This is a genomic window from Streptomyces sp. NPDC043952, assembly GCF_056435325.1.
In genome coordinates this window covers 66184-92081 of record NZ_JBWKES010000022.1, presented here as the reverse complement: position 1 = coordinate 92081, position 25898 = coordinate 66184, and the positions used below count along the sequence as shown (strand labels likewise).

Annotated in this window: 29 protein-coding genes and 1 rRNA gene; 21 read left to right on the top strand and 9 right to left on the bottom strand. The window is 71.0% G+C overall.

Going from position 1 to position 25898, the window contains the following annotated elements:
* From rrf to AC069R_RS23875, 11 genes are all read left to right on the top strand, one after another.
* Positions 1–95 (top strand): 5S ribosomal RNA (rrf, locus tag AC069R_RS23925); the annotation flags it as partial.
* A 114-nt stretch (positions 96–209) separates the two neighbouring features.
* Positions 210–1022 (top strand): DUF3050 domain-containing protein, encoded by an 813-nt coding sequence (locus AC069R_RS23920; RefSeq protein ID WP_478768843.1) that lies wholly within the window; start codon positions 210–212, stop codon positions 1020–1022.
* A 9-nt stretch (positions 1023–1031) separates the two neighbouring features.
* Complete coding sequence (locus AC069R_RS23915) at positions 1032–1676, top strand: HAD family hydrolase (protein WP_478768842.1); 645 nt, start codon at positions 1032–1034, stop codon at positions 1674–1676.
* 105 nt (positions 1677–1781) lie between these two features.
* Positions 1782–2528: a VC0807 family protein gene (locus AC069R_RS23910; protein WP_478768841.1), complete on the top strand. Its 747-nt coding sequence runs from the start codon at positions 1782–1784 to the stop codon at positions 2526–2528.
* 23 nt (positions 2529–2551) lie between these two features.
* Positions 2552–3769: an MFS transporter gene (locus AC069R_RS23905; RefSeq protein ID WP_478768840.1), complete on the top strand. Its 1218-nt coding sequence runs from the start codon at positions 2552–2554 to the stop codon at positions 3767–3769.
* A complete protein-coding gene (locus AC069R_RS23900) occupies positions 3720–4892 on the top strand; it encodes an acetoin utilization protein AcuC (protein WP_478768839.1) in 1173 nt (390 codons plus the stop codon). The genes AC069R_RS23905 and AC069R_RS23900 overlap by 50 nt, the downstream gene beginning before the upstream one ends.
* A gap of 293 nt (positions 4893–5185) precedes the next feature.
* Complete coding sequence (locus tag AC069R_RS23895) at positions 5186–5983, top strand: phosphatase (protein WP_478768838.1); 798 nt, start codon at positions 5186–5188, stop codon at positions 5981–5983.
* Between the two features lie 129 nt (positions 5984–6112).
* Positions 6113–6325 (top strand): helix-turn-helix domain-containing protein, encoded by a 213-nt coding sequence (locus AC069R_RS23890; RefSeq protein ID WP_046417307.1) that lies wholly within the window; start codon positions 6113–6115, stop codon positions 6323–6325.
* Between the two features lie 134 nt (positions 6326–6459).
* A complete protein-coding gene (locus AC069R_RS23885; RefSeq protein WP_003948845.1) occupies positions 6460–6558 on the top strand; it encodes a 30S ribosomal protein bS22 in 99 nt (32 codons plus the stop codon).
* A gap of 217 nt (positions 6559–6775) precedes the next feature.
* Positions 6776–7837 carry an NAD-dependent epimerase/dehydratase family protein gene (locus AC069R_RS23880; protein ID WP_478768849.1) on the top strand — a complete coding sequence of 354 codons (1062 nt, stop codon included), beginning with the start codon at positions 6776–6778 and terminating at the stop codon, positions 7835–7837.
* Positions 7838–7861: 24 nt separating this feature from the next.
* A complete protein-coding gene (locus AC069R_RS23875) occupies positions 7862–8941 on the top strand; it encodes a lysophospholipid acyltransferase family protein (protein WP_478768837.1) in 1080 nt (359 codons plus the stop codon).
* Between the two features lie 62 nt (positions 8942–9003).
* On the opposite strand, the gene AC069R_RS23870 is transcribed toward AC069R_RS23875, so the two are convergent.
* From AC069R_RS23870 to AC069R_RS23860, 3 genes are all read right to left on the bottom strand, one after another.
* Positions 9004–10266 carry a DUF5667 domain-containing protein gene (locus AC069R_RS23870; protein WP_478768836.1) on the bottom strand — a complete coding sequence of 421 codons (1263 nt, stop codon included), beginning with the start codon at positions 10264–10266 and terminating at the stop codon, positions 9004–9006.
* A 247-nt stretch (positions 10267–10513) separates the two neighbouring features.
* On the bottom strand, positions 10514–11302 hold the full coding sequence (locus AC069R_RS23865) for an ECF subfamily RNA polymerase sigma factor, BldN family (protein WP_397984678.1): 789 nt from the start codon (positions 11300–11302) through the stop codon (positions 10514–10516).
* Between the two features lie 331 nt (positions 11303–11633).
* Positions 11634–12563 carry an HAD family hydrolase gene (locus tag AC069R_RS23860; RefSeq protein ID WP_471062931.1) on the bottom strand — a complete coding sequence of 310 codons (930 nt, stop codon included), beginning with the start codon at positions 12561–12563 and terminating at the stop codon, positions 11634–11636.
* Between the two features lie 110 nt (positions 12564–12673).
* On the opposite strand from AC069R_RS23860, the gene AC069R_RS23855 reads away from it, so the two are divergent.
* From AC069R_RS23855 to AC069R_RS23835, 5 genes are all read left to right on the top strand, one after another.
* Entirely contained in the window at positions 12674–12973 is a 300-nt protein-coding gene (locus tag AC069R_RS23855) for a glutaredoxin family protein (protein ID WP_478768835.1), read from the top strand.
* Between the two features lie 323 nt (positions 12974–13296).
* The gene (locus AC069R_RS23850; RefSeq protein WP_397984675.1) at positions 13297–14061 is read left to right on the top strand and encodes a redox-sensing transcriptional repressor Rex; all 765 of its coding nucleotides are present in this window, start codon (positions 13297–13299) and stop codon (positions 14059–14061) included.
* Positions 14058–15740 carry a glutamyl-tRNA reductase gene (locus AC069R_RS23845; RefSeq protein ID WP_478768834.1) on the top strand — a complete coding sequence of 561 codons (1683 nt, stop codon included), beginning with the start codon at positions 14058–14060 and terminating at the stop codon, positions 15738–15740. Before AC069R_RS23850 ends, AC069R_RS23845 begins: the two co-directional genes overlap by 4 nt.
* Positions 15737–16696 (top strand): hydroxymethylbilane synthase, encoded by a 960-nt coding sequence (gene hemC / locus AC069R_RS23840; RefSeq protein WP_478768833.1) that lies wholly within the window; start codon positions 15737–15739, stop codon positions 16694–16696. The genes AC069R_RS23845 and hemC overlap by 4 nt, the downstream gene beginning before the upstream one ends.
* Positions 16693–18396, top strand: coding sequence for a bifunctional uroporphyrinogen-III C-methyltransferase/uroporphyrinogen-III synthase (locus AC069R_RS23835; RefSeq protein ID WP_478768832.1), 1704 nt, complete (start codon positions 16693–16695; stop codon positions 18394–18396). Before hemC ends, AC069R_RS23835 begins: the two co-directional genes overlap by 4 nt.
* Positions 18397–18457: 61 nt before the next feature.
* On the opposite strand, the gene AC069R_RS23830 is transcribed toward AC069R_RS23835, so the two are convergent.
* Genes AC069R_RS23830 through AC069R_RS23820 form a run of 3 tightly spaced genes read right to left on the bottom strand, consistent with a single transcriptional unit; the run spans position 18458 to position 19681 of the window.
* Positions 18458–18640 carry a DUF397 domain-containing protein gene (locus AC069R_RS23830; RefSeq protein WP_478768831.1) on the bottom strand — a complete coding sequence of 61 codons (183 nt, stop codon included), beginning with the start codon at positions 18638–18640 and terminating at the stop codon, positions 18458–18460.
* A gap of 16 nt (positions 18641–18656) precedes the next feature.
* On the bottom strand, positions 18657–18851 hold the full coding sequence (locus AC069R_RS23825; protein ID WP_478768830.1) for a DUF397 domain-containing protein: 195 nt from the start codon (positions 18849–18851) through the stop codon (positions 18657–18659).
* Positions 18848–19681 (bottom strand): DUF5753 domain-containing protein, encoded by an 834-nt coding sequence (locus AC069R_RS23820; RefSeq protein WP_478768829.1) that lies wholly within the window; start codon positions 19679–19681, stop codon positions 18848–18850. The genes AC069R_RS23825 and AC069R_RS23820 overlap by 4 nt, the downstream gene beginning before the upstream one ends.
* Positions 19682–19841: 160 nt before the next feature.
* Here AC069R_RS23820 and AC069R_RS23815 point away from each other — a divergent pair, with 160 nt between their 5' ends.
* Complete coding sequence (locus AC069R_RS23815) at positions 19842–20291, top strand: ATP-binding protein (protein WP_478768828.1); 450 nt, start codon at positions 19842–19844, stop codon at positions 20289–20291.
* A 128-nt stretch (positions 20292–20419) separates the two neighbouring features.
* Positions 20420–20746, top strand: a complete 327-nt coding sequence (locus AC069R_RS23810) for a nucleoside triphosphate pyrophosphohydrolase (RefSeq protein ID WP_478768827.1) — start codon at positions 20420–20422, stop codon at positions 20744–20746.
* 241 nt (positions 20747–20987) lie between these two features.
* Here AC069R_RS23810 and AC069R_RS23805 read toward each other — a convergent pair whose 3' ends face one another.
* From AC069R_RS23805 to AC069R_RS23795, 3 genes are all read right to left on the bottom strand, one after another.
* Positions 20988–21356 carry a hypothetical protein gene (locus AC069R_RS23805; protein WP_478768826.1) on the bottom strand — a complete coding sequence of 123 codons (369 nt, stop codon included), beginning with the start codon at positions 21354–21356 and terminating at the stop codon, positions 20988–20990.
* A gap of 19 nt (positions 21357–21375) precedes the next feature.
* On the bottom strand, positions 21376–21918 hold the full coding sequence (locus tag AC069R_RS23800) for a hypothetical protein (RefSeq protein WP_478768825.1): 543 nt from the start codon (positions 21916–21918) through the stop codon (positions 21376–21378).
* A 361-nt stretch (positions 21919–22279) separates the two neighbouring features.
* Positions 22280–23275 (bottom strand): phospholipase D-like domain-containing protein, encoded by a 996-nt coding sequence (locus AC069R_RS23795; protein ID WP_478768824.1) that lies wholly within the window; start codon positions 23273–23275, stop codon positions 22280–22282.
* A 206-nt stretch (positions 23276–23481) separates the two neighbouring features.
* Here AC069R_RS23795 and hemB point away from each other — a divergent pair, with 206 nt between their 5' ends.
* From hemB to AC069R_RS23780, 3 genes are all read left to right on the top strand, one after another.
* Positions 23482–24474 (top strand): porphobilinogen synthase, encoded by a 993-nt coding sequence (gene hemB / locus AC069R_RS23790; protein ID WP_478768823.1) that lies wholly within the window; start codon positions 23482–23484, stop codon positions 24472–24474.
* 96 nt (positions 24475–24570) lie between these two features.
* Positions 24571–25593 (top strand): LLM class flavin-dependent oxidoreductase, encoded by a 1023-nt coding sequence (locus AC069R_RS23785; RefSeq protein WP_478768822.1) that lies wholly within the window; start codon positions 24571–24573, stop codon positions 25591–25593.
* 21 nt (positions 25594–25614) lie between these two features.
* Positions 25615–25898: NAD(P)H-binding protein (locus AC069R_RS23780; protein WP_478768848.1), on the top strand; the 284-nt coding region annotated here is incomplete at its 3' end.

Genomic DNA, 25898 nt, shown 5'->3' with positions numbered 1-25898 from the left:
AAACGCCCGGTTACATTCCGAACCCGGAAGCTAAGCCTTTCAGCGCCGATGGTACTGCAGGGGGGACCCTGTGGGAGAGTAGGACGCCGCCGAACTATCATTCCGGGAAACCCCCGCACCATTGGTGCGGGGGTTTCCTGCATTCCGGGGCAGTGTATTCGCAGACAGTGTAGACAGTGTCCTCGGCGGGGTCGTCGCGTTATCAGCTCATGACGATGTCCCGTTACAAGTCTTCCGTCGAGCATCCCGGCGTCCGCACCCTCAAGGAGCACATCGCGGGAATCCGCACCGAGGTGACCGCCCACCCCCTCTACACGAGCTTCCGCAGCCGCCGGGACGTCGCGGTGTTCATGGAGCACCACGTCTTCGCCGTATGGGACTTCATGTCCTTGCTGAAGAGTCTTCAGCGGCAGCTGACCTGCACCAGCGTGCCGTGGGTCCCTCGGGGCCCGGTCGCCTCCCGGCGGCTGATCAACGAGATCACGCTGGTGGAGGAGAGCGACGAACTGGGTGAGGGATTCACCTCCCACTTCGAGCTGTACCGGGCGGCGATGGACGACGCCGGCGCCGACCCCGGACCGCTGGACGCCTTCCTGGACCTGATCCGGGCCGGCACCCCCGTCCCCAAGGCCCTCGTGGACGCCGGAGCGCCGCTCCCGGTGCGGGAGTTCGTCGGCGCGACCTGGCACGTCGTCGAGACCGCCCCGGTGCATGTGCAGGGCGCGGTGTTCGCCTTCGGGCGTGAGGACCTGATCCCGGAGATGTTCGAGCAGGTCGTCCGCATCGAGGACCGCGACGGAAGCCTCACCCGGTTCAAGGACTACCTCCACCGGCACATCGAGGTCGACGCCGACGAGCACACCCCCATGGCCATGCGCATGCTGGTGGACCTGTGCGGTGCCGACCGCCGCAAATGGGAGGAGTGCACGTACGCGGTGCACGAGGCGCTGCACGAGCGGGCCCGATTCTGGGACGCCATCCTGCGGCAGCTCCGCGAAGGGGGCCTCGGCGGCGGCTCTTAGGGTGGGGGCATGCGCTATGACCTCATCATCTTCGACAACGACGGCGTCCTGGTCGACAGCGAGCCGATCTCCAACCGGCACCTGGCGGCGTACCTGACCGAGCTGGGCGTCCCGACGTCGTACGAGGACTCCCTGCGCGACTACATGGGCGCGGCGATGCACCGGGTCCACGACCTCGTCCTGGAGCGCACTGGGCGGCGGCTGCCGGCCGACTTCGACGACGTCTTCCACGCGCGCGTCTTCGCCGCGTTCGAGCGGGAGTTGGCCCCCGTGCCGGGCGCGGCCGAGGTGCTGGGGAAGCTGGCCGCGGACGGGGTGCCGTACTGCGTGGCCTCCTCCGGGAGCCATGAGCGGATCAGGGTGGGGCACCGCGCCACCGGGCTCGACCGGTGGTTCCCGAAGGAGCGGATCTTCAGCTCGCAGGACGTCGGCAAGGGCAAGCCCGCGCCCGACCTCTTCCTGTACGCGGCCGAGCGGATGGGCGTCGCCCCCGAGCGGTGCGCGGTCGTGGAGGACTCCCCGCTGGGCGTCCAGGCGGCCGTGGCGGCCGGGATGGACGTGTACGGGTTCACCGCGATGACCCCGGCCGGGCGGCTCACCGGCGCGACCCAACTGTTCGCGCGCCTGGGGGACTTGCCCGACCTGCTGATATGACCCGCACCATGACCGGTGCCATCCGCCGGTGCCTGACATCTGTCATGCCGTCGTCCGGACGAACGTTCCTACCGGGGGACCCCCGCCGGCCGGGAAGCTGAGGGCATGACGAAGAACACGGGGAACCACAGCCGGAACACGCAGCAGAACCCGAGCATGCTGGACAACCTCAGGCCGCTCGTCATCGACGTGGCCGTGCCCCTCGGGGCGTACTACCTCCTCAAGGACGGCCTCGGCGCGAGCACCTTCGCGGCGCTCGCCTGGAGCAGCGTGGTGCCGGCGGTGCGGACCGTGTGGAGCCTGGTGCGCGAGCGCCGGGCCAACGGGCTCGCCCTGCTGATCCTCGCGGTCAATGTCATCTCCCTGCTGGTGAGTTCGGTCGCCGGGGACCCGCGGCTGATGCTCGCCAAGGACGGCGCGGTCAGCAGCACCGTCGGCATCGGCATCCTGCTCTCGGTCCGGCTCGGCCGGCCGATGATGACCACCGCGGTGATGCCCTTCCTGGTCAAGGGCGACGCGGCGAAGGAGGCCGCCTGGCAGCGGCTGACCGGCGGGAGTTCGGTGCGGTCCGCGGACTTCCGGCGGTACGAGCGGACGTTCTCCGTCGTCTGGGGCGTGGCGCTGCTCGCCGAGTGCGTCGCCCGCGTCGTCGGCGCGTACACCGTCCCCGTGGACACCATGGTCTGGCTCGGCACCGTCGTCCTGATCGGCACCATGGTGGTCGCCTTCCGGATCAGTGGAGTGCGGGGCGCGGGCCCGATGGAGCGCCTGCTGGAGACCGAGGTCGCCGCCGGCTCCAACCCCACTGAAGCTGAAGGAAATTCACCTTTGGCGATGTCTACCCACAAGTAAGCCGGGGCCCTACGCTCGCCGCCATGACTGAACTGCTGCGGCGCGGTAGGGCCTCGCTGGCGTTCGCCTTCTTCGCGCAGGGCGCCGCGTTCGCCCTGCTGGTGACGCGCATCCCCGCCATCCAGGACCGGTACGGCATCTCCGATGCCCTGCTGCCGGTCTTTCTGGCTGCCGTGCCGGTCCTCGCGGGCGTCGGCAGCGTCACCACCGAGCAGCTGGTCAAGCGGGTACGGCCCAGCCGGCTGCTGCGCTGGTCCCAGCCGGTGGTGCTGCTCGCGCTGCTGGCCGCGGGCGCGGGCGGGCGGGGACAACTGGCCGCGGTGGCGGTCGCGCTGGCCGTGTTCGGGCTGTCGGTGGGGATGCTGGACGCCTCGATGAACATGCTGGGGGTCAGCCTCCAGCGGTCGTACGGGCGCAGCATCATGCTCAGCTTCCACGCCGCGTACAGCCTGGGCGGCATCGTCGGGGCCTCGCTGGCGTGGGCCGGGGCGCACTGGCAGCTCGCGCTGTGGGTGTCGTACCTGCCGGTCGTGGCGGTGCTGCTGCCGGCGACGCTGGTGGGCAGCCTGTGGTACGTCGATGGGGAGGCGGCGGTGCCGGTGGCGCAGGGGAGCGGCGGCGGGGGTGTGGTGTTCCGGCTGCTGCTGCCGCTGTGCCTGGTGATGACCTTCGCGTACATCGGGGATTCGACGGTCTCCAACTGGAGCGCGAAGTACCTGAAGGACGTGCTGGGCAGCTCGGAGCAGCTGGCGACGGTGCCGTACAACGTGTACATGGTGACCACGCTGGCCGGGCGGGCCCTGGGGGACTTCGGGGTACGGCGGTTCGGCGCGGCGGCGGTCGTACGGCTCGGGGCGCTGGTGGCGGCCGGCGGGTTCGCGGTGGTGGCCGCGGCGCCCGGCGCGTGGGTGGGGATGCTCGGGTTCACGCTGCTGGGGCTCGGGCTGTGCGTGCTGGTGCCGCAGACCTTCGCGGCGGCGGGGCGGCTGTTCCCCGGCGCGTCGGACGCGGCCGTGGCCCGCCTGAACATCTTCAACTACGTCGGTTTCCTGGTCGGATCGCCGTTGGTGGGGGCGGTGGGGGACGCCTGGAGCTATCGCGGGGCGATGCTGCTGCCGATGGTGCTGGTGCTGGTGACGCTCGTGTACGCCAGGTCGTTCGCGACGAGCGGGGGCCGATACGGTGGCGGGTATGAGCGGCCGCGCACAGCTGATGTGGGACGAGGCAGTAACGGGCTATGACTTCGGCCCCGGTCATCCGATGGACCCGGTGCGGCTGGCGCTGACCCGGAAGCTGATCGGTGCCCTGGGGGTCGACCGGGAGCTGGAGGTCGTCGCGGCGAAGCCGGCCGGGTGGTCCACGCTGCGCCTGGTCCACCGGGACGACTACATCGAGGCGGTGCGGGCGGCGTCGGCGGACCCGGCGGGCGCGGACGGGTCGTACGGGCTCGGGACGCTGGACGATCCCGCGTTCGCCGGGATGCACGAGGTGTCCGCGCTGATCGCGGGGCAGTCGGTGGCGGCGGCGGAGGCGGTGTGGCGGGGGGACGCGCTGCACGCGGTGAACTTCACCGGCGGGCTGCACCACGCGATGCCGGGGGCCGCGAGCGGGTTCTGCGTGTACAACGACGCGGCGCTCGCCATCGCGCGGCTGCTGGAGCTGGGCGTGGAGCGGATCGCGTACGTCGATGTGGACGTGCACCACGGGGACGGGGTGCAGGCCGCGTTCTGGGAGGATCCGCGGGTGCTGACGATCTCGGTGCACGAGCATCCCCGTACGCTGTTCCCGCAGTCCGGGTGGCCGCAGGAGACCGGCGCCGGGGCGGGGGAGGGGGCGGCGGTGAACCTGCCGCTGCCGGCCGGGACGGGGGACGCGGGGTGGGTACGGGCGTTCCACGCGGTGGTGCCGGAACTGCTCGCGGAGTTCCGGCCGCAGGTGCTGGTCTCCCAGCACGGAGCCGACACGCACTTCGAGGACCCGCTCGCGCATCTCGCGGTCTCGCTGGACGCGCAGCGGGCGGTGCAGCTGGCGTGCCACGAGCTGGCGCACGAGTACGCCGACGGCAAGTGGGTCGCGCTGGGCGGGGGAGGTTACGCGGTGGTGGACGTCGTACCCCGCTCCTGGACGCATCTCGTGGCCATCGCGGCGGGGCGGCCGGTGACGCCGGAGACGGTGATCCCCGAGGGCTGGCGGCAGGAGGTGTACGCGCGGACGCGGGAGCTGGCGCCGCAGCGGATGACGGACGGACGCTGGCCGGTCTCCTGGTCCTCCTGGGAAGGGGGCTACGACCCCGCGGACCGCCTCGACCAGTCCATCCTGGCCACCCGCCGCGCCGCCTTCCCCCTCCGGGGCCTGCTCCCCTGACCACTTCTTCTCCCACCCACCCACCCGACTCGGTCGGCTACGGGGGCACCGCAGAAAAGCCGCCCGCGGGCGATCGACGCGGACCGGGCCCTCCGACGGCCCATGGCGGAGGCCCTCCGGGGGCCCCGGCCGAGCCCGTCGGCCGCCCGCAGGCAGGGCCCGCGAGAGAACCGTGGCCGGCTCTTGGGCGGCCGGGGATGTGTGGTCGCGTTCCCGCGCGCTATTACGCCAACCGTGCGCAAATCCCCCGGTATTTCCCTTACGGGGTGCGGCGATCGGCCACTATCGCTGGCGTGTTGGCCTACCTGTCCGCTGCCCGGCTGGCCGGAGTCGTCGGGACGTCTCGGGAGCGGAGTCTGCTCAGGTACCGTCAGTTCGCGGTCCGGGACCCGCGGGTGCTGCTCGGGATCGACCCGCGAGGGAGCTGGGGCGAGCCGGAGCTGCTCGCGTTGATGGCGCGCGGGTGTGGTGTTTCGGCCGATCCCCGGCACCGCTCGGGGCCGGATGTGATCGATCCGGCGCTGACGCTGGCCGCGCTGGACGCCTTCGGGGAAAGACTCGCGGCGGCCGCGCGGCGGCACGCGCCGGTCCTGCTCGGCACCGGGCACCCCCGCTCGCTGCTCGGTTTCTACGCCGTCCTCGCGGACGCCCTCTCGGCGGCGGGATGTGAGGTCCTCACCCCAGCGCAGGGTCGCTGTGTCGACATATTGACCCAGTTCGGTCTACGCACACACCGCATCGACTACGTACGACGCGTCGCGTTGGTGCGGGAAACCGAGGGCGGGCGCCCCGGTTGTGAGCCTGGCGCGCACTGCCATTCGCCGCTGCCGGTCCGGGTCGTCCTGGAGGCCGCCGCGGCCGCCGGCGGACCGCTGCCCGAGCTGGTCATCGGCGACCACGGCTGGCTCTGCGGCGCAGGTCAGCTGGGGTTCGAGGCGATCGGACCGGCCGACTCCGACGACCCCGCGCCGTTCGTCGGCCAGGCGGAGGGCGCCGTCCGCGTCGTCGTACCCCTGGACGACGGAGTCCGGTCTAGTCACTACCTGCCACTCACCCGCTACGTACTCAAACGCGCATGTCTGTCACAGTAGGCCGCCGATGGGTGCACCTCTTCCCCACTCGCATCACCCGCCCCTAGTCTGGGGAGTGAGCACGCAGCGACGAAGAGTCACCGGAAGGGGAAGCCGGTGGCCGTCGAGTGCGGAAGGTGCAGGTGTGTCATGGCCGCAGCTGGCGAGAGGCCTCTGAACGAGGTTCAGTTCCTGACCGTGGCGGAGGTCGCCACGGTGATGCGAGTGTCGAAGATGACCGTGTACCGCCTGGTGCACAGCGGTCATCTGCCCGCGATCCGGGTGGGGCGGTCCTTCCGCGTCCCCGAGCAAGCGGTCCACGAGTACCTCCGCGACAGCTATGTGGGGGTGGAGACGGCCTGACGACCCCCTCCGGGGGATCCCGGAGACCCCTCGATTACGACCTCAGCGCTCGGTTGGGTAGGCTAGCCCCTCGTAGGTCGTGTGGGCCCATGGCGCCCAAACAACCGAGTGATGAGAAGTGAGCGAGGGTAGTCGTGGGCTCTGTTATCAAGAAGCGGCGCAAGCGGATGGCCAAGAAGAAGCACCGCAAGCTGCTCAAGCGCACGCGCGTCCAGCGCCGCAACAAGAAGTAAGCGGCCGGCGCGAGAGCGTGTCCTGTGGCCCCCCATCGACAATGATGGGGGGCCACAGGTGTATCCCCGGTGACCCGGTGGCGATCCGGCCGACTCCAGCCGGGGAATTTCCGTCCCCTCGCGCATCGGGCGGTCATCACAGCGCGACATCCACCCGCTAAGTTGGCCCCGGCGGGGAACGCGGAACGTGAGATCCCTGGGAAGGAAGGCGCTGATCTTGGGCAAGGTCGTGCTCGTCACCGGGGTCGCCCGGCAGCTGGGCGGCCGGTTCGTGCGGCGGATCCAGCGGGACCCGGAGGTCGAGCGGGTGATCGCGGTGGACGCGGTGCCGCCCGCGCACCAGCTCGGCGGGGCCGACTTCATCCAGGCCGACATCCGGCAGCCGACCATAGCCCGCGTGCTCGCCGAGACCGGCGCCGACACCGTCGTACACCTCGATGTCACGGGCACCGCGCTCGGCGGCGGCAACCGGGCCACGGTGAAGGAGACCAATGTCATCGGCACCATGCAACTGCTCGGCGCCTGCCAGAAGTCGCCCGCGGTCCAGCGGCTGGTGATCAAGTCCAGCACCAATGTGTACGGCTCGGCGCCGCGCGATCCCGCCGTGTTCACGGAGACCACCCCGGCCAAGTCGCTGCCCAGCGGCGGGTTCGCGAAGGACACCGTCGAGGTCGAGGGGTATGTGCGGGGGTTCGCGCGGCGGCGGCCCGATGTGGCCGTGTGCGTGCTGCGGTTCGCGAACATCCTCGGCCCGGCCGCGGACACCCCGCTCGCCTCGTACTTCGCGCTGCCGGTGCTGCCGACCGTGTTCGGGTACGACCCGCGGCTCCAGTTCGTGCACGAGGACGACGTGGTGGAGGTGCTGCGGCTGGCCTCGCACGAGCCGCGCCGGGGCACCCTCAACAGCGGCACCTTCAACATCGCCGGAGACGGGGTGCTGCTGCTCTCGCAGTGCTCCCGGCGGCTCGGGCGGCCGACCGTGCCGCTGCTGCTGCCCGCGGTCACCTGGGCCGGCTCCCTGGTCCGTACGCTGGGTATGACGGACTTCTCACCGGAGCAGATCCGGCTGCTGACCCACGGGCGGGTCGTGGACACCGGCCAGATGCGCGAGACGCTGGGGTTCACGCCCCGCTATACGACGGCGGAGGCGTTCGCGGACTTCGCCCGTGGCCAGGGCGCCGGGCTGCTGCCGCCGGAGGCCGTCGCCGGAGCCGTCGACCGGATCGCCGCGCTCGCCCTGCCGGGCGGCGGCCGGCCCACGACGTACAGCGCCGACTAGCGCCAACCGAGGAGCGCGGTAACGATGGCGGACGCCAAGGTGATTCCCTTCGACGACGACCGGTCGCGGGGGAGCGGGAGCGGCAGTGGCCCCCAGCGGTCCGGGAGACGGCGGGGCGCGGCCGGCCGGCGCGGCGGTCGCGGCGACGCCGGGGCCGGGGAGCTGGGCGAGGTGCAGCGGCTGCCGGGTCGGGAACCGGCGCGGGAGGACGGGCCGGTGGGCGCGGACGAGCGGCCGGTGGAGCGGCCCGTACCCGACGGCGAGGGCGGTCTGGAGCGGCGGGTGGCGGCCGGGCTGTCGTTCCTGCGGCGCCGGCTGACCGGGGAGTACGAGGTCGACGACTTCGGGTACGACGCGGAGCTGACCGACCAGGTCCTGATGTCGCTGCTGCGGCCGGTGTACGAGAAGTACTTCCGGGTCGAGGTGAAGGGCGTCGAGAACATCCCGGACAAGGGCGGGGCGCTGATCGTCGCCAACCACTCCGGGACGCTGCCGCTGGACGGGCTGATGATGCAGGTCGCGGTGCACGACCACCATCCCGCCGGCCGGCATCTGCGGCTGCTGGCGGCGGACCTGGTGTTCGTGCTGCCGGTGGTCAACGAGCTGGCGCGCAAGCTCGGGCACACCCTGGCGTGCGCGGAGGACGCGGAACGACTGCTGGAGCAGGGCGAGCTGGTGGGGGTGATGCCCGAGGGGTTCAAGGGCATCGGGAAGCCCTTCAGCGAGCGGTACAAGCTCCAGCGGTTCGGGCGGGGCGGGTTCGTGTCGACGGCGATGCGGCAGGGAGTGCCGATCGTGCCGTGCTCGATCGTCGGGGCGGAGGAGATCTATCCGATGATCGGCAACGCGAAGACGCTCGCGCGGGTGCTGGGCATCCCGTACTTCCCGCTGACCCCGACGTTTCCCTGGCTCGGACCGCTGGGTGCGGTGCCGCTGCCGACGAAGTGGACGATCCAGTTCGGCGAGCCGATCCCGACGGACGGGTATCCGCCGGAGGCGGCCGAGGACCCGATGCTGATGTTCAACCTCACCGACCAGGTACGGGAGCAGATCCAGCACACCCTGTACAAACTGCTGGTCCAGCGCCGATCGGTCTTCTTCTAGCCCGCGGTACGACGGCGAGGGCGTCCCCGCTCGGGTGGGGACGCCCCCGCTGCCGTACTTCCCTAGTTCGCCTGGTCGTTGTCGATTCCCAGGCCCGGCAGGAGGCCCGGTAGGAGTGGCGGGAGGGTGACGTCGGGGGCGGTGGTCGGGGGTTTGGTGGTGGACGGGGTGCCGCTGTCGCCGCCGGACTTCGGCGGGTCGAGCAGGCCGCCGGTGCTGCCGCCGAGCAGACCGTCGTCGGTGCCCTCGCTGGCCTTGCCGGTCGGGTGCTCGGTGCTGGTGTGGCCGGTGGACGGGGTGCTGTGGTGCGGCGGGACCGAGCGGTGGGTGCCGGGGGACGCCGGGCCGGAGCCCCGGTGCGTGCCGTCGCCGCCCGGCGAGGGCTGCTGCGGCAGCAGGGACTGGAGCGGGGCGACTTCCTGGTCTATGGCGTCGAACACCGACGACACCTGCTGTTTGACGTCCCCGAGCTGCACCGGCAGCTTGTCGCTGAGCGCGCTCCACGCCTCGCGGTGGTTCCGGGAGAACGCGGACAGCGCCTGGATCGGGCCCAGCTGGTCCGGATCGGCCTCATAGGCCGCGTGCAGCAGCCGGTGGCCCTCGGTGACGTCGTGCTGCATCCCGGACAGGGTGCGGCGGATCTCGCCGATGGACTCGTGGTCGAGATGGCCGCCGCGGCCCCGCTCCATCAGCCGGCGGGCCTCGCCGAGCCGGGTGGACGCCTGGTCGAGGTAGACCTGGCCGCGCTGGTCCTCGCCATTGCTCAGATAGTCGAGCTTGAAGTCCTCGATGCCGCGCTTCAGTCCGTACAGCGAGTCGCCGGGCAGGGCGTGGGAGCTGGCGGCGGCGACCCCGCCGAAGGCCCCCGCGGCCACGCCCACGCTGAGTCCGCCGGCCGCGAGGCCCTTGGTCAGCCTGGTGCGCGGCCGGAGTTTGCCCAGCGGGCTCGCCCGGTGCGCGCCCTTGGCCTTGCGCCCGCCCGTCTCCCGCCACCACCCTTGCGAGGCAGTCGCTTCGCTCCCCCTTTGCTCCGGTACGGTCGGCTCCGCCGCCGCCCCGGTCCCCTCCTGGAGCATGGCCTCCATCGCGGCCACCAGCTGTGCGCGCTGGACGACCTTGACGTCGGGGTCGAGCTGCGGCCTGGGCAGCGCGCCGAGTCCGTCCGCGAGGGCCAGCAGGCGGCCCCGCTCGGTCAGTTCCTCGGTGGTCGGCGGGGAACCCGCCGGTTCGTCGGACTGCTCGGCCGCCGTGTCCCGGTCGGGCTGCTCCTCCAGGGCCTGGGCGAAGGCGTTCGCCCGCCGGTGCGCCGATACGTTCGCGATCACTGGCGGCACCTCCTCTCGTCATGACGGTCGACTCCCCAGGGGGTCCTGAGGGTTGCACGCCCCCGGCCACGCCACCCGATCGGGCGATGGTCCGGCCGGGAGGTGACCACAGGGAGCCTGTATCCCGCTCAACGACTGGTGCGGCACTTGGGTTACGGACCCTGTTTGATCCGTGCGGAAAGTCAACGCGCCTTTACGGAAGGTGAGTTGGCGGTCGCCCGGAGTGGCGGGCCGGGGGCGGGCGCTTTCAGCGGGCGTCGTCCGGCAGCAGCCGGGCGAGGGTGCGGACGGCGCGGTACTGGAGGGTCTTGATCGCGCCCTCGTTCTTGCCCATGACCCGTGCGGTCTCCGCGACCGAGAGGCCCTGGAGGAAGCGGAGCGTCACGCACTCCTGCTGCTGCGGGTTGAGGCGTCGTACGGCGTCCAGGAGCGCGGCGTTCGACAGGGACTCCAGGACGGAGTCCTCCGGGGAGCGCTCGACCTCGTTGGCGTCCAGCATCTCGCCGGTGGTGACCTCCAGGCGGAAGCGGCTGGACTTGAAGTGGTCGGCGACCAGGTTGCGGGCGATCGTCACCAGCCAGGCGCCGAAGTCGCGGCCCTGCCAGGTGAAGGTGCCGATCCGGCGCAGGGCGCGCAGAAAGGTCTCGCTGGTCAGGTCCTCGGCGGTGGCGCGGCCGCCCACCCGGTAGTAGATGTACCGGTAGACGGTGTCGCTGTACTGGTCGTACAGCCGTCCGAAGGCCTCGGCCTCGCCCGCCTGGGCGCGCTCGACCAGGTCCATCATCCGGGCGCTGTCGCTGTCGGCGGCCGGGCGGCGGGCGGTGGTGGCGCCGCTGGCGCCGGCGGGGCGCCCGCGTCTGGCGACGGCGGCGCCGCCGTCGGCCAGTGCGTAGCACGGGCCCGTGGGCGTGGCGATGGCGAAGGCAGGGACGGTGAGCGCGGTGGGGACGAGGCCGCGCAGCGTCTCTTTGACCGTTGCGACAGTTGCGCGCAGCGTAGCCAGGCCCGAGGCGTCAACCCCGACGTGTGGGTACACGGGACTCCCAGAGGCAGAGCTTTCATCACGTGCAGTGCGGAACCGTTCACCCGTCGTGGCGACGGAGGGGTACCGGTTTGCGTCTGAGGAGAATAACGCTTCGTGCAGGCCCTGCTACACCGAGTTGCTCAAATCACCGATTGCGTCGCATCTGTAACCGATTGTTGCCCTATCCCGTTCCGCAACCTGATCACTTCTTGACCGAAAAAGGGCGTGTTTCGGTGAACTCCAGGACATCTTGAAATGGCCGCGGCATAATTCCGGCCGCAGGAGAGGGCGCCGAGAGGCGCTGCTTGGGGGTGCGGGGGATCCGTACCCGGCCGACCGATCCTTATCGGCGCCGGCGACTCAAAGCGATCGCCGCCGCAGTGCCACCGGCCACCGCTCCGACGCCCGCCGCCGCCGGGATCCCCACCTTCGCCGCCTTGCGCCCCGTGCGGTAGTCGCGCAGCCGCCAGTCCTTCTCCCGCGCGTGCTTGCGCAGCTTCGCGTCCGGGTTGATGGCGTAGGGGTGGCCGACGAGGGACAGCATCGGGATGTCGTTGTGGCTGTCGCTGTACGCCGCGCAGCGGGCGAGGTCGAGGCCCTCCGCCGCGGCCAGTGCCCGCACCGCCTCCGCCTTGGCCGGCCCGTGCAGCGGCTCGCCGACCAGCCGGCCGGTGTAGATGCCGTCCACCGACTCCGCGACCGTCCCGAGCGCACCGGTCAGACCCAGCCGGCGCGCGATCACCGTGGCGATCTCCACCGGCGCCGCCGTGACCAGCCACACCTTCTGCCCGGCGTCCAGGTGGGCCTGGGCGAGCGCGCGGGTGCCCGGCCAGATGCGGTCGGCCATGTACTCGTCGTAGATCTCCTCGCCGATGGTCTGGAGTTCGACGACGCGGTGGCCCTTGACGATGGACAGCGCCGAGTCGCGGGCGTCCTGCATGTGCTCGGGGTCCTCGACCCCGGCCAGCCGGAACCACGCCTGCTGCCAGGCGAAGCGCGCCAGGTCGCGGGTCTCGAAGAACTTGCGCTTGTACAGGCCGCGGCCGAAGTGGAAGATCGCGGCACCCTGCATCACGGTGTTGTCGAGGTCGAAGAAGGCGGCCGCGCTGGTGTCGCCGATCACCGGGAAAACCGGTTCCTCCGCTTCGGCCCGCGCGGTCTGCTGTGCCTCCTTGGAGGACTTGCGGGCGGCCTCCGCCGAGGCCTCGCCTGCCAACACGCTCCGCGCCGTGGCGGAGCGCCTACGGGGAGTGAGCCATCCGAGAGCGGCCATGTCGTGAGCATAGCCAGTCCGTTCGGTGCTTCCGGAGCCGGAAGGTTCGAACGCCGTGAACTCTGGGTGAGGCGAGGGTTGAACCGGGTGTGCCGGCGCCGCGCGCGAGAATGGCCGGTATGAGTCCACTCTTCCGACGCAACGGCGGCGAGAACGCGAAACCAGAGCCCGGCGAGCGGCTGGTCACCCTGATCCGCAAGCCCGGCTGCCATCTGTGCGACGACGCCCAGGCCGTGATCGAGAAGGTCTGCGGGGAACTCGGGGTGCCCTGGGACCAGAAGGACATCAGCGAGGACAAGGGGCTGTACGACCGGTACTGGGAGCAGATCCCCGTCGTACTGGTCGACGGTGAGCAGCACACCTTCTGGCGCGTGAACGCCGACCGGCTCCGCAAAGCACTGACCGAGTAGCCCAAGGTGCCGGCGGGGTAGCCCAAGGCACTGACCGAGTAGTCCAAAGCGTCCCGAAAGTCGCTTAGGATCTATGGGCGGTTTGGTCTCGGGGGCGGGATTCGTGAGGAGCGTGTGCGGTTTTGCCCCCAGTAACGAAGGTGCACGGGTGTGCGCCCGCTGGTTCCCGCCAACGGCGCGAAAGATGCGTGACCCCGGTCACTTCTGCCGGGCAAATCGGACACCATCTTTGTGCACGCGTTCACAAAGACATAGCCTGCTGTCGACGGGGCGGTCTGGGGACGTATGACCGCCTACAGCCCCGCTCTACCATCAGGAGCACCGTGGCAACTGGCCGAACACACCGACCGGCGACCCGCAGCCGAGGGATTCCCGAGGCCACCGTCGCCAGGCTTCCGCTGTACCTCCGAGCCCTGACCGCGCTGTCCGAGCGCTCGGTGCCCACGGTCTCCTCCGAGGAGCTGGCCGCGGCCGCGGGGGTCAACTCCGCCAAGCTGCGCAAGGACTTCTCGTACCTGGGCTCCTACGGAACGCGCGGTGTCGGCTACGACGTGGAGTATCTCGTCTACCAGATCTCCCGTGAACTCGGCCTCACCCAGGACTGGCCGGTTGTCATCGTCGGTATCGGCAACCTCGGCGCCGCCCTCGCCAACTACGGCGGGTTCGCCTCCCGCGGTTTCCGCGTGGCCGCGCTGATAGACGCGGACCCGGCCCTGACCGGCAAGCCGGTCGCCGGCATCCCGGTGCAGCACACCGACGACCTCGAGAAGATCATCAAGGACGACCGGGTCTCCATCGGCGTCATCGCCACCCCGGCCGGCGCCGCCCAGCAGGTCTGCGACCGGCTGGTGGCCGCCGGGGTCACCTCCATCCTGAACTTCGCGCCGACCGTGCTGTCCGTGCCGGACGGCGTCGACGTGCGCAAGGTCGACCTGTCGATCGAGCTCCAGATCCTCGCCTTCCACGAGCAGCGCAAGTCCGGCGAGGAGACCGCGGCCGGGGACGGCGCCCTGCCCGCCGCCGTCACCCCCCGCGACGACGCCGACCAGGGACCCGACGGGGACGTACCCGCCGTGATGCCGGCATGAGCCTCCTCGTCGTCGGACTGAGCCACCGCAGTGCCCCGGTCAGCGTGCTGGAGCGGGCGGCGCTGAACGCGGACGCCCAGACCAAGCTGCTGCACGACACGGTCGCCGCCGAGCCCGCCACCGAGGCCGCGGTGCTCGCCACCTGCAACCGCATCGAGCTGTACGCCGACGTGGACAAGTTCCACGCCGGTGTCGCCGAGCTGTCCACGCTGCTCGCCCAGCACAGCGGCGTCGGCCTGGAGGAACTGACCCCCTACCTGTACGTCCACTACGAGGACCGGGCCGCCCACCACCTCTTCTCGGTGGCCTGCGGCCTGGACTCCATGGTGGTCGGCGAGGGCCAGATCCTCGGCCAGATCAAGGACTCCCTGGCCCGCGCCCAGGAGCTGCACACCGCCGGCAAGCTGCTGAACGACCTGTTCCAGCAGGCCCTGCGGGTCGGCAAGCGCGCCCACTCCGAGACCGGCATCGACCGCGCGGGCCAGTCCCTGGTCACCTTCGGCCTGGAGCAGCTGGCCGCGGGCGGCGACGTGCGGCGCTGGGCGGCCGGCCGCCGGGCGCTGGTGATCGGCGCCGGTTCGATGTCCTCGCTGGCCGCCGCCACGCTCGCGCGGACCGGGGTCGCCGAGATCGTCGTCGCCAACCGCACCTTCGACCGGGCCGAGCGCCTCGCCGGGATCCTCCGGGAGGCCGACGACCACGCGGTGACCGCCCGTGCGGTACGGATGGACGCCGTACCGGACGAGCTGACACGTGCCGACGTCGTCGTCTCCTGTACCGGGGCGACGGGCCTGGTGCTCACGGCGGAGGCGGTCGCGCAGGCGGTCGAGGGCCGCACCGGGCGGCCGGCCGTCGCCGAGCCCGGTGTCCCGGCCGTGAAGCCCGAGGCTCCGCAGCCCGCCGCCGCCGACGAAAACTGCCCGCTCGACCTGGCCGCCGCCCAGCCCGGCTTCTCCGTCATGGGCGAGGCCGCCGTGGCCGGCATGGACGCGGCCACCCTGGAACAGCACGCGGCCTGGGCCGCCGGGGGCGGCACGCGCCCGGCGGGTGGTCGTACCAACGAGTCCGCCGGAGCCGACGCCGAGCTGATCACCGCGCTCGCCGCGACCGCCGCCAGCGCGGGCCGGATCCCCGAGCGGCGCCGCCCCGAGCCGGTCGCCGAGCGTCCCGCGCCCGTCGTCTTCCTCCTCGACCTGGCCATGCCCCGCGACATCGACGCCGCCGTGCACCGCCTGGCCGGGGTGCGCCTGGTGGACATCGAGTCGCTGGCCGAGGCCTCCGCGGACGCGCCGATGGCGGCCGACGTGGACCAGGTCCGGCGTATCGTCTCCGACGAGGTCGCGGCCTTCGGGGCGGCCCTGCGGGCGGCGCACATCACGCCGACCGTGGTCGCGCTGCGCACCATGGCCGCGGACGTCGTCGCCGCCGAGATCGCGCGGCTGCACGGCCGCCTGCCCGACCTGGACGAACGCCAGCGCGGCGAGATCCGCCAGGCCGTGCACCGGGTCGTCGACAAGCTGCTGCACGCGCCGACCGTACGGGTCAAGCAGCTCGCGGCCGAGCCCGGTGGCACCGGGTACGCGGACGCGCTGCGCACCCTGTTCGACCTCGATCCCGAGACGGTCGCCTCCGTCTCGAGGGCCGGGGACAGCACAGAAACGAAGGACCGACCGGCATGAGTGACAAGGCACTGCGACTGGGGACCAGGCGGAGCAAGCTCGCCATGGCCCAGTCCGGCCAGGTGGCGGAGGCCGTCCGCCGGGTGACCGGGCGACCGGTCGAGCTGGTCGAGATCACGACGTACGGCGACACCTCCCGCGAGCACCTGGCGCAGATCGGCGGCACCGGCGTGTTCGTCACGGCGCTGCGCGACGCGCTGCTGCGCGGCGAGGTCGACTTCGCCGTCCACTCGCTCAAGGACCTCCCCACGGCCCAGCCCGAGGAACTGGTCCTGGCCGCCCTGCCGGTGCGCGAGGACCCGCGGGACGTGCTCGTGGCGCGCGACGCCCTGAAGTTCACCGACCTGCCGCGCGGCGCCCGCATAGGCACCGGCTCCCCGCGCCGCATGGCACAGCTGAACGCGTACGCCCGCGCCCACGGACTGGACATAGCGACGGTCCCGATCCGCGGCAACGTGGACACCCGTATCCGGTACGTCCGCGACGGCGAGCTCGACGCGGTCGTCCTGGCCGCCGCCGGACTCAACCGGATCGGCCGCATCGAAGAGGTGACCGACTTCCTGTCGGTCGACACGGTTCTGCCCGCCCCCGGCCAGGGGGCCCTGGCGATCGAGTGCGCGGCCCAGCGCGCGGACCTGATCGCGGCGCTCGGCGAGCTCGACGACCCGTTCACGCGGGCCGCCGTGACCGCCGAACGGTCACTGCTCGCCGCCCTGGAGGCCGGTTGCAGCGCACCTGTGGGTGCGCTGGCCGACTTGTTGGGGGGCGGGCAGATTGTCAAGGAAATGCGCCTGCGCGCCGTCGTCGGGACCACCGACGGCACCCGCATGGTGCAGTTGTCCACCACCGGTCCCGTGCCCCAGACGCACGAGGGTGCGCTGGCACTCGGTAGCGAACTCGCCGCCGAGATGCTCGACCAGGGCGCGGCCGGTCTGATGGGGGAGCGAGCACATTGAGCCCCACCGCCCTTCCTGCCGCCGGTCCGGAACACGGGCACGTCACCTTCCTCGGTGCCGGACCCGGGGATCCGGGACTGCTGACTCTGCGCGCCGTGGAGGCACTGTCGAACGCGGACGTCCTGATCGCCGAGCCCGAGGTGCTCGATGTGATCCGGACGCACGCGCGGCAGGGCGTCTCCGTCGTGCACACCGACGGGGACCTGTCCACGTCGCCACCGGGCACGCCGCAGCTCACGGTCGTTGACGGCACGTCAACCACCGCCGCTGCCCCGTCTCCTGCCCGGGATGCCGTTCATCTTGTCATGGAGGCCGCGCGGGGCGGCAGGCGGGTGGTGCGTGCGGTTCCGGGTGACCCCGGACTCGACACGGACGCCGCCGAGGAGATGCTGGCGTGCGCCGCGGCCGGGGTGCCCTTCGAGGTCGTACCCGGTGTCGCGGCCGCGGTCGGCGTCCCGGCGTACGCCGGTGTGCCGCTGCGGGACGCGGACGGCGCGGACGTCCGGTTCGTGGACGCCCGTACCGCCTCCGGCCGCTGCTGGACCGAGGTCGGCGCCTCCGACGGCACGGTGGTCGTCTCCACGACCCTGGACGCGGTGGCCGCCGCGGCGGGCGAGCTGGTCTCGGCCGGCCGCAAGCCGGACACCCCGCTGACCGTCACCATCGCCGGTACGACGACCCGCCAGCGCACCTGGTCGGCCACGCTCGGCACCATCGCGCAGACGCTGAAGCAGGCGAAGGTGCTGCCCTCGCCGGACGGGGGCCGCCCGGTGATAGCCGTGGTCGGCGAGCGCTCCGCCGCCGCCCGGCGCGACCAGCTGTCGTGGTTCGAGTCCAAGCCGCTGTTCGGCTGGAAGGTGCTCGTGCCGCGCACGAAGGAGCAGTCGGCGTCGCTCTCCGAGCAGCTGCGTTCCTACGGCGCGGTGCCGCACGAGGTCCCCACCATCGCGGTGGAGCCGCCGCGCACGCCCCAGCAGATGGAGCGCGCGGTCAAGGGCCTGGTCACCGGCCGCTACGAGTGGATCGCCTTCACGTCGGTCAACGCGGTGAAGGCGGTGCGGGAGAAGTTCGAGGAGTACGGCCTTGACGCTCGGGCTTTTGCGGGTATCAAGGTGGCTGCGGTGGGCGAGCAGACGGCTCGCGCGCTGATCGCCTTCGGCGTGAAGCCGGACCTGGTGCCGAGCGGCGAGCAGTCGGCCGCGGGTCTGCTGGAGGACTGGCCGCCGTACGACCCGGTCTTCGACCCGATCGACCGCGTGTTCCTGCCGCGGGCCGACATCGCCACGGAAACTCTCGTGGCCGGGCTGATCGAGCTGGGCTGGGAGGTGGACGACGTCACCGCCTACCGCACGGTCCGTGCCTCGCCCCCGCCGGCCGAGACCCGCGAGGCGATCAAGGGCGGCGGTTTCGACGCGGTCCTGTTCACCTCGTCCTCCACGGTCCGCAACCTGGTCGGCATCGCGGGCAAGCCGCACAACGTGACGGTGATCGCCTGCATCGGCCCGGCGACGGCGAAGACGGCCGAGGAACACGGCCTCCGCGTCGACGTCATGGCCCCGGAGCCCTCGGTCGCCAAACTGGCCGAGGCCCTGGCCGCCTTCGGCACGAAGCGCCGCGACGCGGCACTGGAGTCGGGCGACCCGGTGACCCGCCCGAGCGAACGCCGGCCGGGAGCACGGCGTCGCCGCTCGACGACGTGAACCGGCCCACCCGCCCACCCGAAGCTCTCGGCTGCCGGGTGGGCGGGCGGCTTTTCCCCCGTCAGTGCTTCGACGCGTACGGCAGGAAGCTCGCCCAGGTGGTGGGGTTGAGGGCGAGGCGGGGGCCGGTGGGGTTCTTGGAGTCGCGGACGAGGATGTGCTCGGGAACGGCGGCTACTTCGACGCAGTCGGGTCCTTCAGGCGTGCTGTAGCTGCTCTTTATCCACTTCGGCTCGGGGTCCATGCCGCTCCCTGTGGGTTCAGTGCTGCGACGCGTAGGGCAGGAAGCTCGCCCAGGTGGTGGGGTTGAGGGCGAGGCGGGGGCCGGTGGGGTTCTTGGAGTCGCGGACGAGGATGTGGTCCGGGATGGTGGCTACTTCGACGCAGGACGGGCCGTCGGACGTGCTGTAGCTGCTCTTGATCCACTCCAGCTCGGGGCTGGGCTTGAGGCTCATGTTTCTCCAAGTACTTTGTCGATCAGGGCCAATGACTCCCGTGGCGTGAGAGCCTGCGCTCGGATAATCCCATAGCGCATATCGAGGGCAGTGGTCTCCTTGGGGTTGCAGAAGACACGGCTGACGAGCGGCGCTTCGCTGAGCCCTACATTGGTCCCGTCCTTGAGCTTGAGCAGCCGGAACAGGCCGTCGAGGCCCGAGTTCTCCTCGCTGTCCAGCGGAAGGACTTGTAGGTCGACGTTGGGCAACTGGGCTACCTCCAACAGCCGTTCGAGTTGCTCGCGCATAACCATCTTGCCCCCGATCAGCCGTCGTAGCGTCGACTCGCACAGCACGAAGCTGAAGAGTGGCTTGGCCGTCGCGGGGTTGATGATCTCCTGGCGAGCCAGCCTTGCGGCCACTTGCCGTTCCAACTCGTCCATTGTGAACGGCGGCCGTCGAGAGCCGAGGACGGCCCGCGCGTAGTCTCGGGTCTGGAGGAGTCCGTCCACAACGGAGTTGTTGTAGGAACTGATCACCACCGCCTCGGCCTCAAGGCGCTTCACGTCCCGTACCTTCTTGGGGTACCGGACCTCCTCCAGATCCGTCTTCATCGCGGAGATCTTGCCGTCGGCCCGCAACGCCTCGTCCGCCGCGTCGAGATACTCGGGGCGGGGGATCCGCCGCCTCCGCTCCACCGAGGAGACCAGTTCCTCCCCGTACCCGATCAGAGTGCCGAACTCCGCCTGCGTGAGGCCCGCCGCCTCGCGCCAGAGTTTCAACTGCCGGGCCACCGTGCGAATGACGGCCCCGGCCTCCTCGTCCCCCAGTTCCGCGTCCCAGTCGCTCACGTCCGCCGCCCTCCCGTCGCTTCCTGCCGGGCCCAACCACGGACGCGCGTCTCCGGTCACGCCGTACAGCCCGGACGGATCCGGACAACTCACGGACAGGCGCTGATCGCACGGGCCACCGATATTCACAGGCTACGCAGGAACGGCCACGCTGCGTGATGTGAATCAGGAAACTCAGCAGACCGCGCTGGCGCAAAAGCCACCGCGCCAGTTCTCCGTACCGCTGTCGGCCACCCGCAGGGGCGCCCGCCTGGCGAGGCTCCTCGCGGTCGAGCAACTGGAGTCGTGGGGCGTCCCGTTGGACCCGGCACGGCTGATCGTGGCCGAGCTGGCGACGAACGCCGTGCTGCACGGCAGGGTCACGGGCCGCAGCTTCCGCCTGACCCTCGCGGTACCGGAGCCGGGCCTCCTGCGCATCGAGGTCACGGACACCCGCGCGGAATCCCTCCCGGTACGCAACCTCACCCCCTCCGAATCGGGCTACGGCCTCCTCCTGGTCGACACGTTGTCCACCCGCTGGGGCGTCCGCCAGGGACCGGTGCCGTGCAAGACGGTGTGGGCCGAGTGCGTGTTCGCTCCGCTCGGGCCCGCGTTCCACCCGCCACGGTGAGAGGTGCCGTCCGAACGGGTGGGATGCGGGAGGCACATAGCCAGTCGTGAGGCGACTTCCCTAGGCTGCGGCGGCATGAAGGGGCGGCATTCGGCGCTCGCCTCACGGACATGCGCAGGAGGGCACGGGTGAACTCCTACAGCAGGCACGGGAAGTTGGTGCGGAACCGGATTCCGCAGATCATTCGCGACGGCGGGACCGAGCCGGTTTTCTACACCGCGGGCCGGGGGGAATACCGCAACCGGCTGCGGGACAAGCTCGGTGAGGAGGTCGCGGAGTTCCTCGCGGCGGACGACGACGCGGCGCCGGAGGAACTGGCGGACGTGCTGGAAGTGGTCCGTGCCCTTGCCGCGGACCTGGGAGTCGGCGAGGACCAGTTGGAGAAGATCCGCGCGGCGAAGACGGCCGAGCGCGGAGACTTCTCCGACCGGATCGTCTGGACGGGCAACCGCTGACCGGAGGCCGTCCGGACGATCTCCACGGCACCTCACGTTCCGGGCCTGGTCAGTACGGCATGGCAGACGCCGGGCAGAGGCAGCACGGGGGCCTCGGCAGCGGGCACGAGGCCGACCCGGCGGGCGAGGGCGACGATCTCGTCCGGGGAGATGCCACGCTGGAAGGTGCCCTTGCTCCGGCTGGACCAGAAACCGTCGTGGTGCGGCGTCCAGCCGCCGTCCGCGGCCGCACGCGCCGCTGCTATCGGTTGGCGAGTTCCTGTACCAGGTGGTAGCCGCTGGCCAGATCGATGTCCGTCCGCTCTCGGAGGAGCTTGATGGCCGTGGTGCGGTCGTCGGCTTCGAGCAGGGATCGCAATTCTGCGATCAGCTTGGCGTCCAGCGTCTGAAGGTTGTCCAGCGCCTGTGCGGGGTTCTCCGGGAGCGCACGGCCCGAGCCGAGCAGTTCGAGTGCCGCGCGCGCCTCGACGAGGCCGAGGCCGGACACCTTGCGCAGCCGGGAAATGGCTTTGGACTCGCGGCCTTCCCCGGCGAGTGCCAGGGCTTCCTGCTGTGTCTCGGCGGATACCGGCGTGATCAAAGCCGTCGTCTGGTGCCTGCTGCTGCTCACTGTCCGCTGCCCTCCGCCCTCAGCTGCACTGCTTCTTGATGCTGTCGACGCCCAGAATGGCACCGGCAAGGCCACCGAGCGTCGCCCCGAGCTCGCTGATCTTCTCCTCGCCCTTGGCCACCCGGATCAGGAGGTAGGCGGCCTCCTTGACGCTGCCCGCCTTCTTGATGAACGCCTTCAGCTTGAGGATCTTCGCCGCCGGCACAGCGGTGCTGGCGACGGCCATCGTGATGGCCGCTACGCACTTGGTCGTCTGCCACCAGCCGAAAGCCTGGAGCTGCGACTTGGGCAGGTGCTGCGCCAAGTAGTTGTGGACCGCCTCATCGCCCTGGGCGGCGACGCTGTCCGGCATCGCGTCGATGACGGCCAGGGCGTCGATGAGCTTCTGTTCTTCCGGGGAAGGCGTGGCGGAGGGGTCCGCGACGGCCGATGCCGGAATACCTATGGAAAGAGCCGGAGAGTGCGACCGGTCGGCCGCGGCTGCTGCCCCGGAGAGCCCCGCGCTGAAGATCGCGACGGCGGTGACGGTGGCGGTGAGCGTGGTGATTCTGCTGAACTGCACTGTTCCCCAATTCCTCTGGCCCACAGTGCGCAGGCGTTCGGCAGCCCCATGAGCGCGTCGGAAGGTCAGCTCCGGTCGGGGGCGCAGCACGAGCCAATCACCGGCCGCTTCACCAATGCAATGATCTTGAGCTGCATCTGAGGTATACGGCATAGGTGCACCGGAATGGGAACCGCGGTATCAACGGGAGATCTGATCCGCTCGGACGGTGTCTTCAGGAAGTCCCGGATGAACTGCTGCAGCAAAGAAGGGAGTTGCTTCGGGAAAACTGGTGTCGGGACGCCTTTCGTGTCCGGGGGGTGGGGCCCGGCGCGGGCGGACGGAGCCGGCCCGGCCGGGGAGTGTGAGCGAGGGCTCGGTGTTACGCCGCCGTGCCGCCCGCGTAGTCGCTGTTGAACGTCGTCTCGATGGTCTGCGCCACCGGCTGAGCCACCCCCGTGCCGGTCAGGATGATGCCCAACTCCCGATTGTTGCTCAGGGAGTTGCTGCTGATGTTCATCGAACCCGCCTCCACCGCCTGGGTGGACAGGCCGTAGTCGGCGACCATGGCCTTGGCGTGGATGTAGAAGCCGTTCGGGTCGAAGTAGCCGACCACCGTGCCGCCCGCGGCCTTGATCGCGGAGACCTCGCCGGCGTAGCTCGCGGGGTCTTCGAGGACGACGCGGACCTTGACGCCCGCCTTGGCGCGGGCCACGATCGCGTTGACGACCGTGCTGTCGCTGAACTCCAGTTCCTGCACGTCGAGCGTCTTGGTCGCGGCGTTGATGAAGGACACCAGGCGGCTGCGGGAGTCGGTGGGGGACCACAGGAGGTGGTCGCCGTCGGTGGGGGTGACCGAGGTGCCGGCGTAGTCGGCGTCGAAGACCTTCTCGATGGCGGCGACGTCGCGGGTGTCGTCGGTGAAGACGCCGTAGTCCCGGCTGGTCGTGTAGTACTGCGAGGTCAGGTTGCCGGTCAGGATCAGGGACTTGGTGCCGTCCACCGTGATCGTCTTCTGGTGGGTGTAGGTGAAGGCCGACGAGGACCAGACGACGCCCACGCCCGCGTTGGTCAGCGTCGTGTACGCCGCGTTGTCCTCGCTCTTGTGCTGCCGGTCCAGGACGACCCGGACGGCGACGCCCTTCTTCTCCAGCGCGACCAGGTCGTTGACGGCCGTGGTGTCCTCCAGCTCGTACATCGTCATGTCGAGCTTGCTGGTGGCCGAGTTGATGAAGTCGTAGATCGCCGGCTGGCTGGTGCCGGCCTGGGAGAAGGCGAACGCCGAGTACGTCGCCGCGTTCGCGGGGACGGCGGCGACGGCGACGGCACTGCCGGCGGCGAGGGCGACGGCAGCGCGGGTGAGGGCCTTCCGTAGCATTGCGTGACTCCTTTTGGGAGGCAGGGGAGTGGTGTCGGGTGCATGACACCACGCGCGTAGAACGCTGGGGAGGCGGCCGGATCCAGAGATGGCCAGCGGGGCGCAAAAACTCGGTATCGGGGTTCCGGTTTGCCCCTCAATGCCGGGCGGCGGGGCCGACAGGGCGTCGGTAAGGAAGAGGAGTGGGCGGGCGTAGCGTAGAAGGCATGACGAAGTACGGATCTTTCCCCGGTACGCGTCCCCGGCGGCTGCGGACCTCGCCCGTCATGCGGCGGATGGTCGCCGAGACGCGTCTGCACCCCGCCGACCTGATCCTCCCCGCGTTCGTCCGCGAGGGCGCCGGCGAGCCCGTGCCGATCGCCGCGATGCCCGGTGTCGTCCAGCACTCCCGCGACAGCCTGAAGAAGGCCGCGGCGGAGGCCGTCGAGGCCGGGATCTCCGGGATCATGCTGTTCGGCGTGCCGGAGGACGGCAAGAAGGACGCCCAGGGAACGGCCGGTACCGACCCGGAGGGCATCCTCCAGGTCGCGCTGCGCGACGTACGCGCCGAGGTCGGCGACGACCTCCTCGTCATGTCCGACCTGTGCCTGGACGAGTTCACCGACCACGGGCACTGCGGGGTGCTGGACGCCGAGGGCCGGGTGGACAACGACGCCACCCTGGAGCGGTACGCCGAGATGGCCCAGGTGCAGGCCGACGCCGGCGCCCATGTGGTCGGCCCCAGCGGGATGATGGACGGCCAGATCGGCGTCATCCGCGACGCGCTCGACCAGATCGGCCGCGAGGACGTGGCGATCCTCGCCTACACCGCGAAGTACTCCTCCGCCTTCTACGGCCCCTTCCGCGAGGCCGTCGCCTCCTCGCTCCGGGGGGACCGCAAGACGTACCAGCAGGACCCGGCCAACTGGCGTGAGTCGCTGCGGGAGTTGGAGCTGGACCTCGCCGAGGGCGCGGACATGGTGATGGTCAAGCCGGCCGGGCCGTACCTCGACATCCTCGCGCGGGTCGCGGACGCGGTGGACGTGCCGGTGGCCGCGTACCAGATCTCCGGCGAGTACGCGATGATCGAGGCCGCCGCCGAGAAGGGCTGGATCGAACGGGACCGGGCGATCTTCGAGACCCTGACGGGGATCAAGCGGGCCGGGGCGCGGAACATCCTCACGTACTGGGCGACCGAGGTGGCGCAGAAGCTGCGCTGAACCAAGGGAGTCGGCTGGAGCCGCGCGGAATCAGGGGAGTGCGGGCCGGGTAAGTAGTTGAGGAATCAATCAGTTCGGTCCGCTGTTCACGGCGGTATGAAACGCATCGGCTTCCTCTCCTTCGGCCACTGGGGCGACGGCCCGCACTCGCGGACCCGCAGCGCCTCGGACACGCTGCTCCAGTCCATCGACCTCGCCGTGGCCGCCGAGGAGCTGGGCGCCGACGGGGCGTACTTCCGGGTGCACCACTTCGCCCGCCAGCTCGCCTCGCCCTTCCCGCTGCTCTCCGCGATCGGCGCGAAGACCTCGCGCATCGAGATCGGCACCGGCGTGATCGACATGCGCTACGAGAACCCCATGTACATGGCGGAGGACGCGGGCGCCGCCGACCTCATCTCCGGCGGCCGGCTCCAGCTCGGCGTCAGCCGCGGGTCACCGGAGCAGGTCGTCGACGGCTGGCGGTACTTCGGCTACGCGCCCGGCGAGGGCGAGACCGACGCCGACATGGCCCGCACGCACACCGAGGTGCTGCTGATGGCGCTCCAGGGCAAGGGCTTCGCCGAGCCGAACCCGCGCCCGATGTTCGCCAACCCGCCGGGTCCGCTGCGCATCGAGCCGTACTCCGAGGGGCTGCGCGAGCGCATCTGGTGGGGTGCGGGCTCCAACGCCACCGCCGCCTGGGCCGCCGGGCTCGGCATGAACCTCATGAGCTCCACCGTCAAGGACGACGAGGGCGGCGCGCCCTTCCACGTACAGCAGGCGGCGCAGATCCGGGCCTTCCGCAAGGCGTGGGCCGAGGCAGGCTGGGAGCGTGAGCCGCGCATCTCCGTCTCGCGCAGCATCTTCGCGCTCACCGACGACCGCGACCGCGCCTACTTCGGCCGCGACGGCGACAGCCGCGACAGCATCGGCTACCTCGACGCCGCCACCCGTGCGATCTTCGGCCGCACGTACGCCGCCGAGCCCGCCGCCCTGGTCGAGCAGCTGGCCGGGGACGAGGCGGTCGCCGAGGCCGACACGCTGTTGCTGACCGTGCCGAACCAGCTCGGCGTGGACTACAACAGTCACGTCCTGGAGAACATCCTCACCCATGTCGCGCCGGCGCTCGGCTGGCGCTGACCCCGACCGGCGGGAGTCGCCGTGCGCAAGATCCTGATCATCGGCGGGACCGGCTACACCGGGACCAACATCGCGGCCGAGGCCGTCGCACGGGGTCACCAGGTGGTGTCGTACGCGCGCTCCGCGCCCAGCACGCCGGTCGACGGGGTGACGTACACCCAGGGCGCGGCCGAGGACGCGGCGCGGCAGGTCCCCGGCCGGGACGCGGTGGTCGCGGCCCTGGGGGGGGGGGGGGGGGGGGGGGGGGGGGGGGGGGGCGGGCCACGGGACGGAGCAGACGCCGCGGAAGGCACAAAAAACAAGAC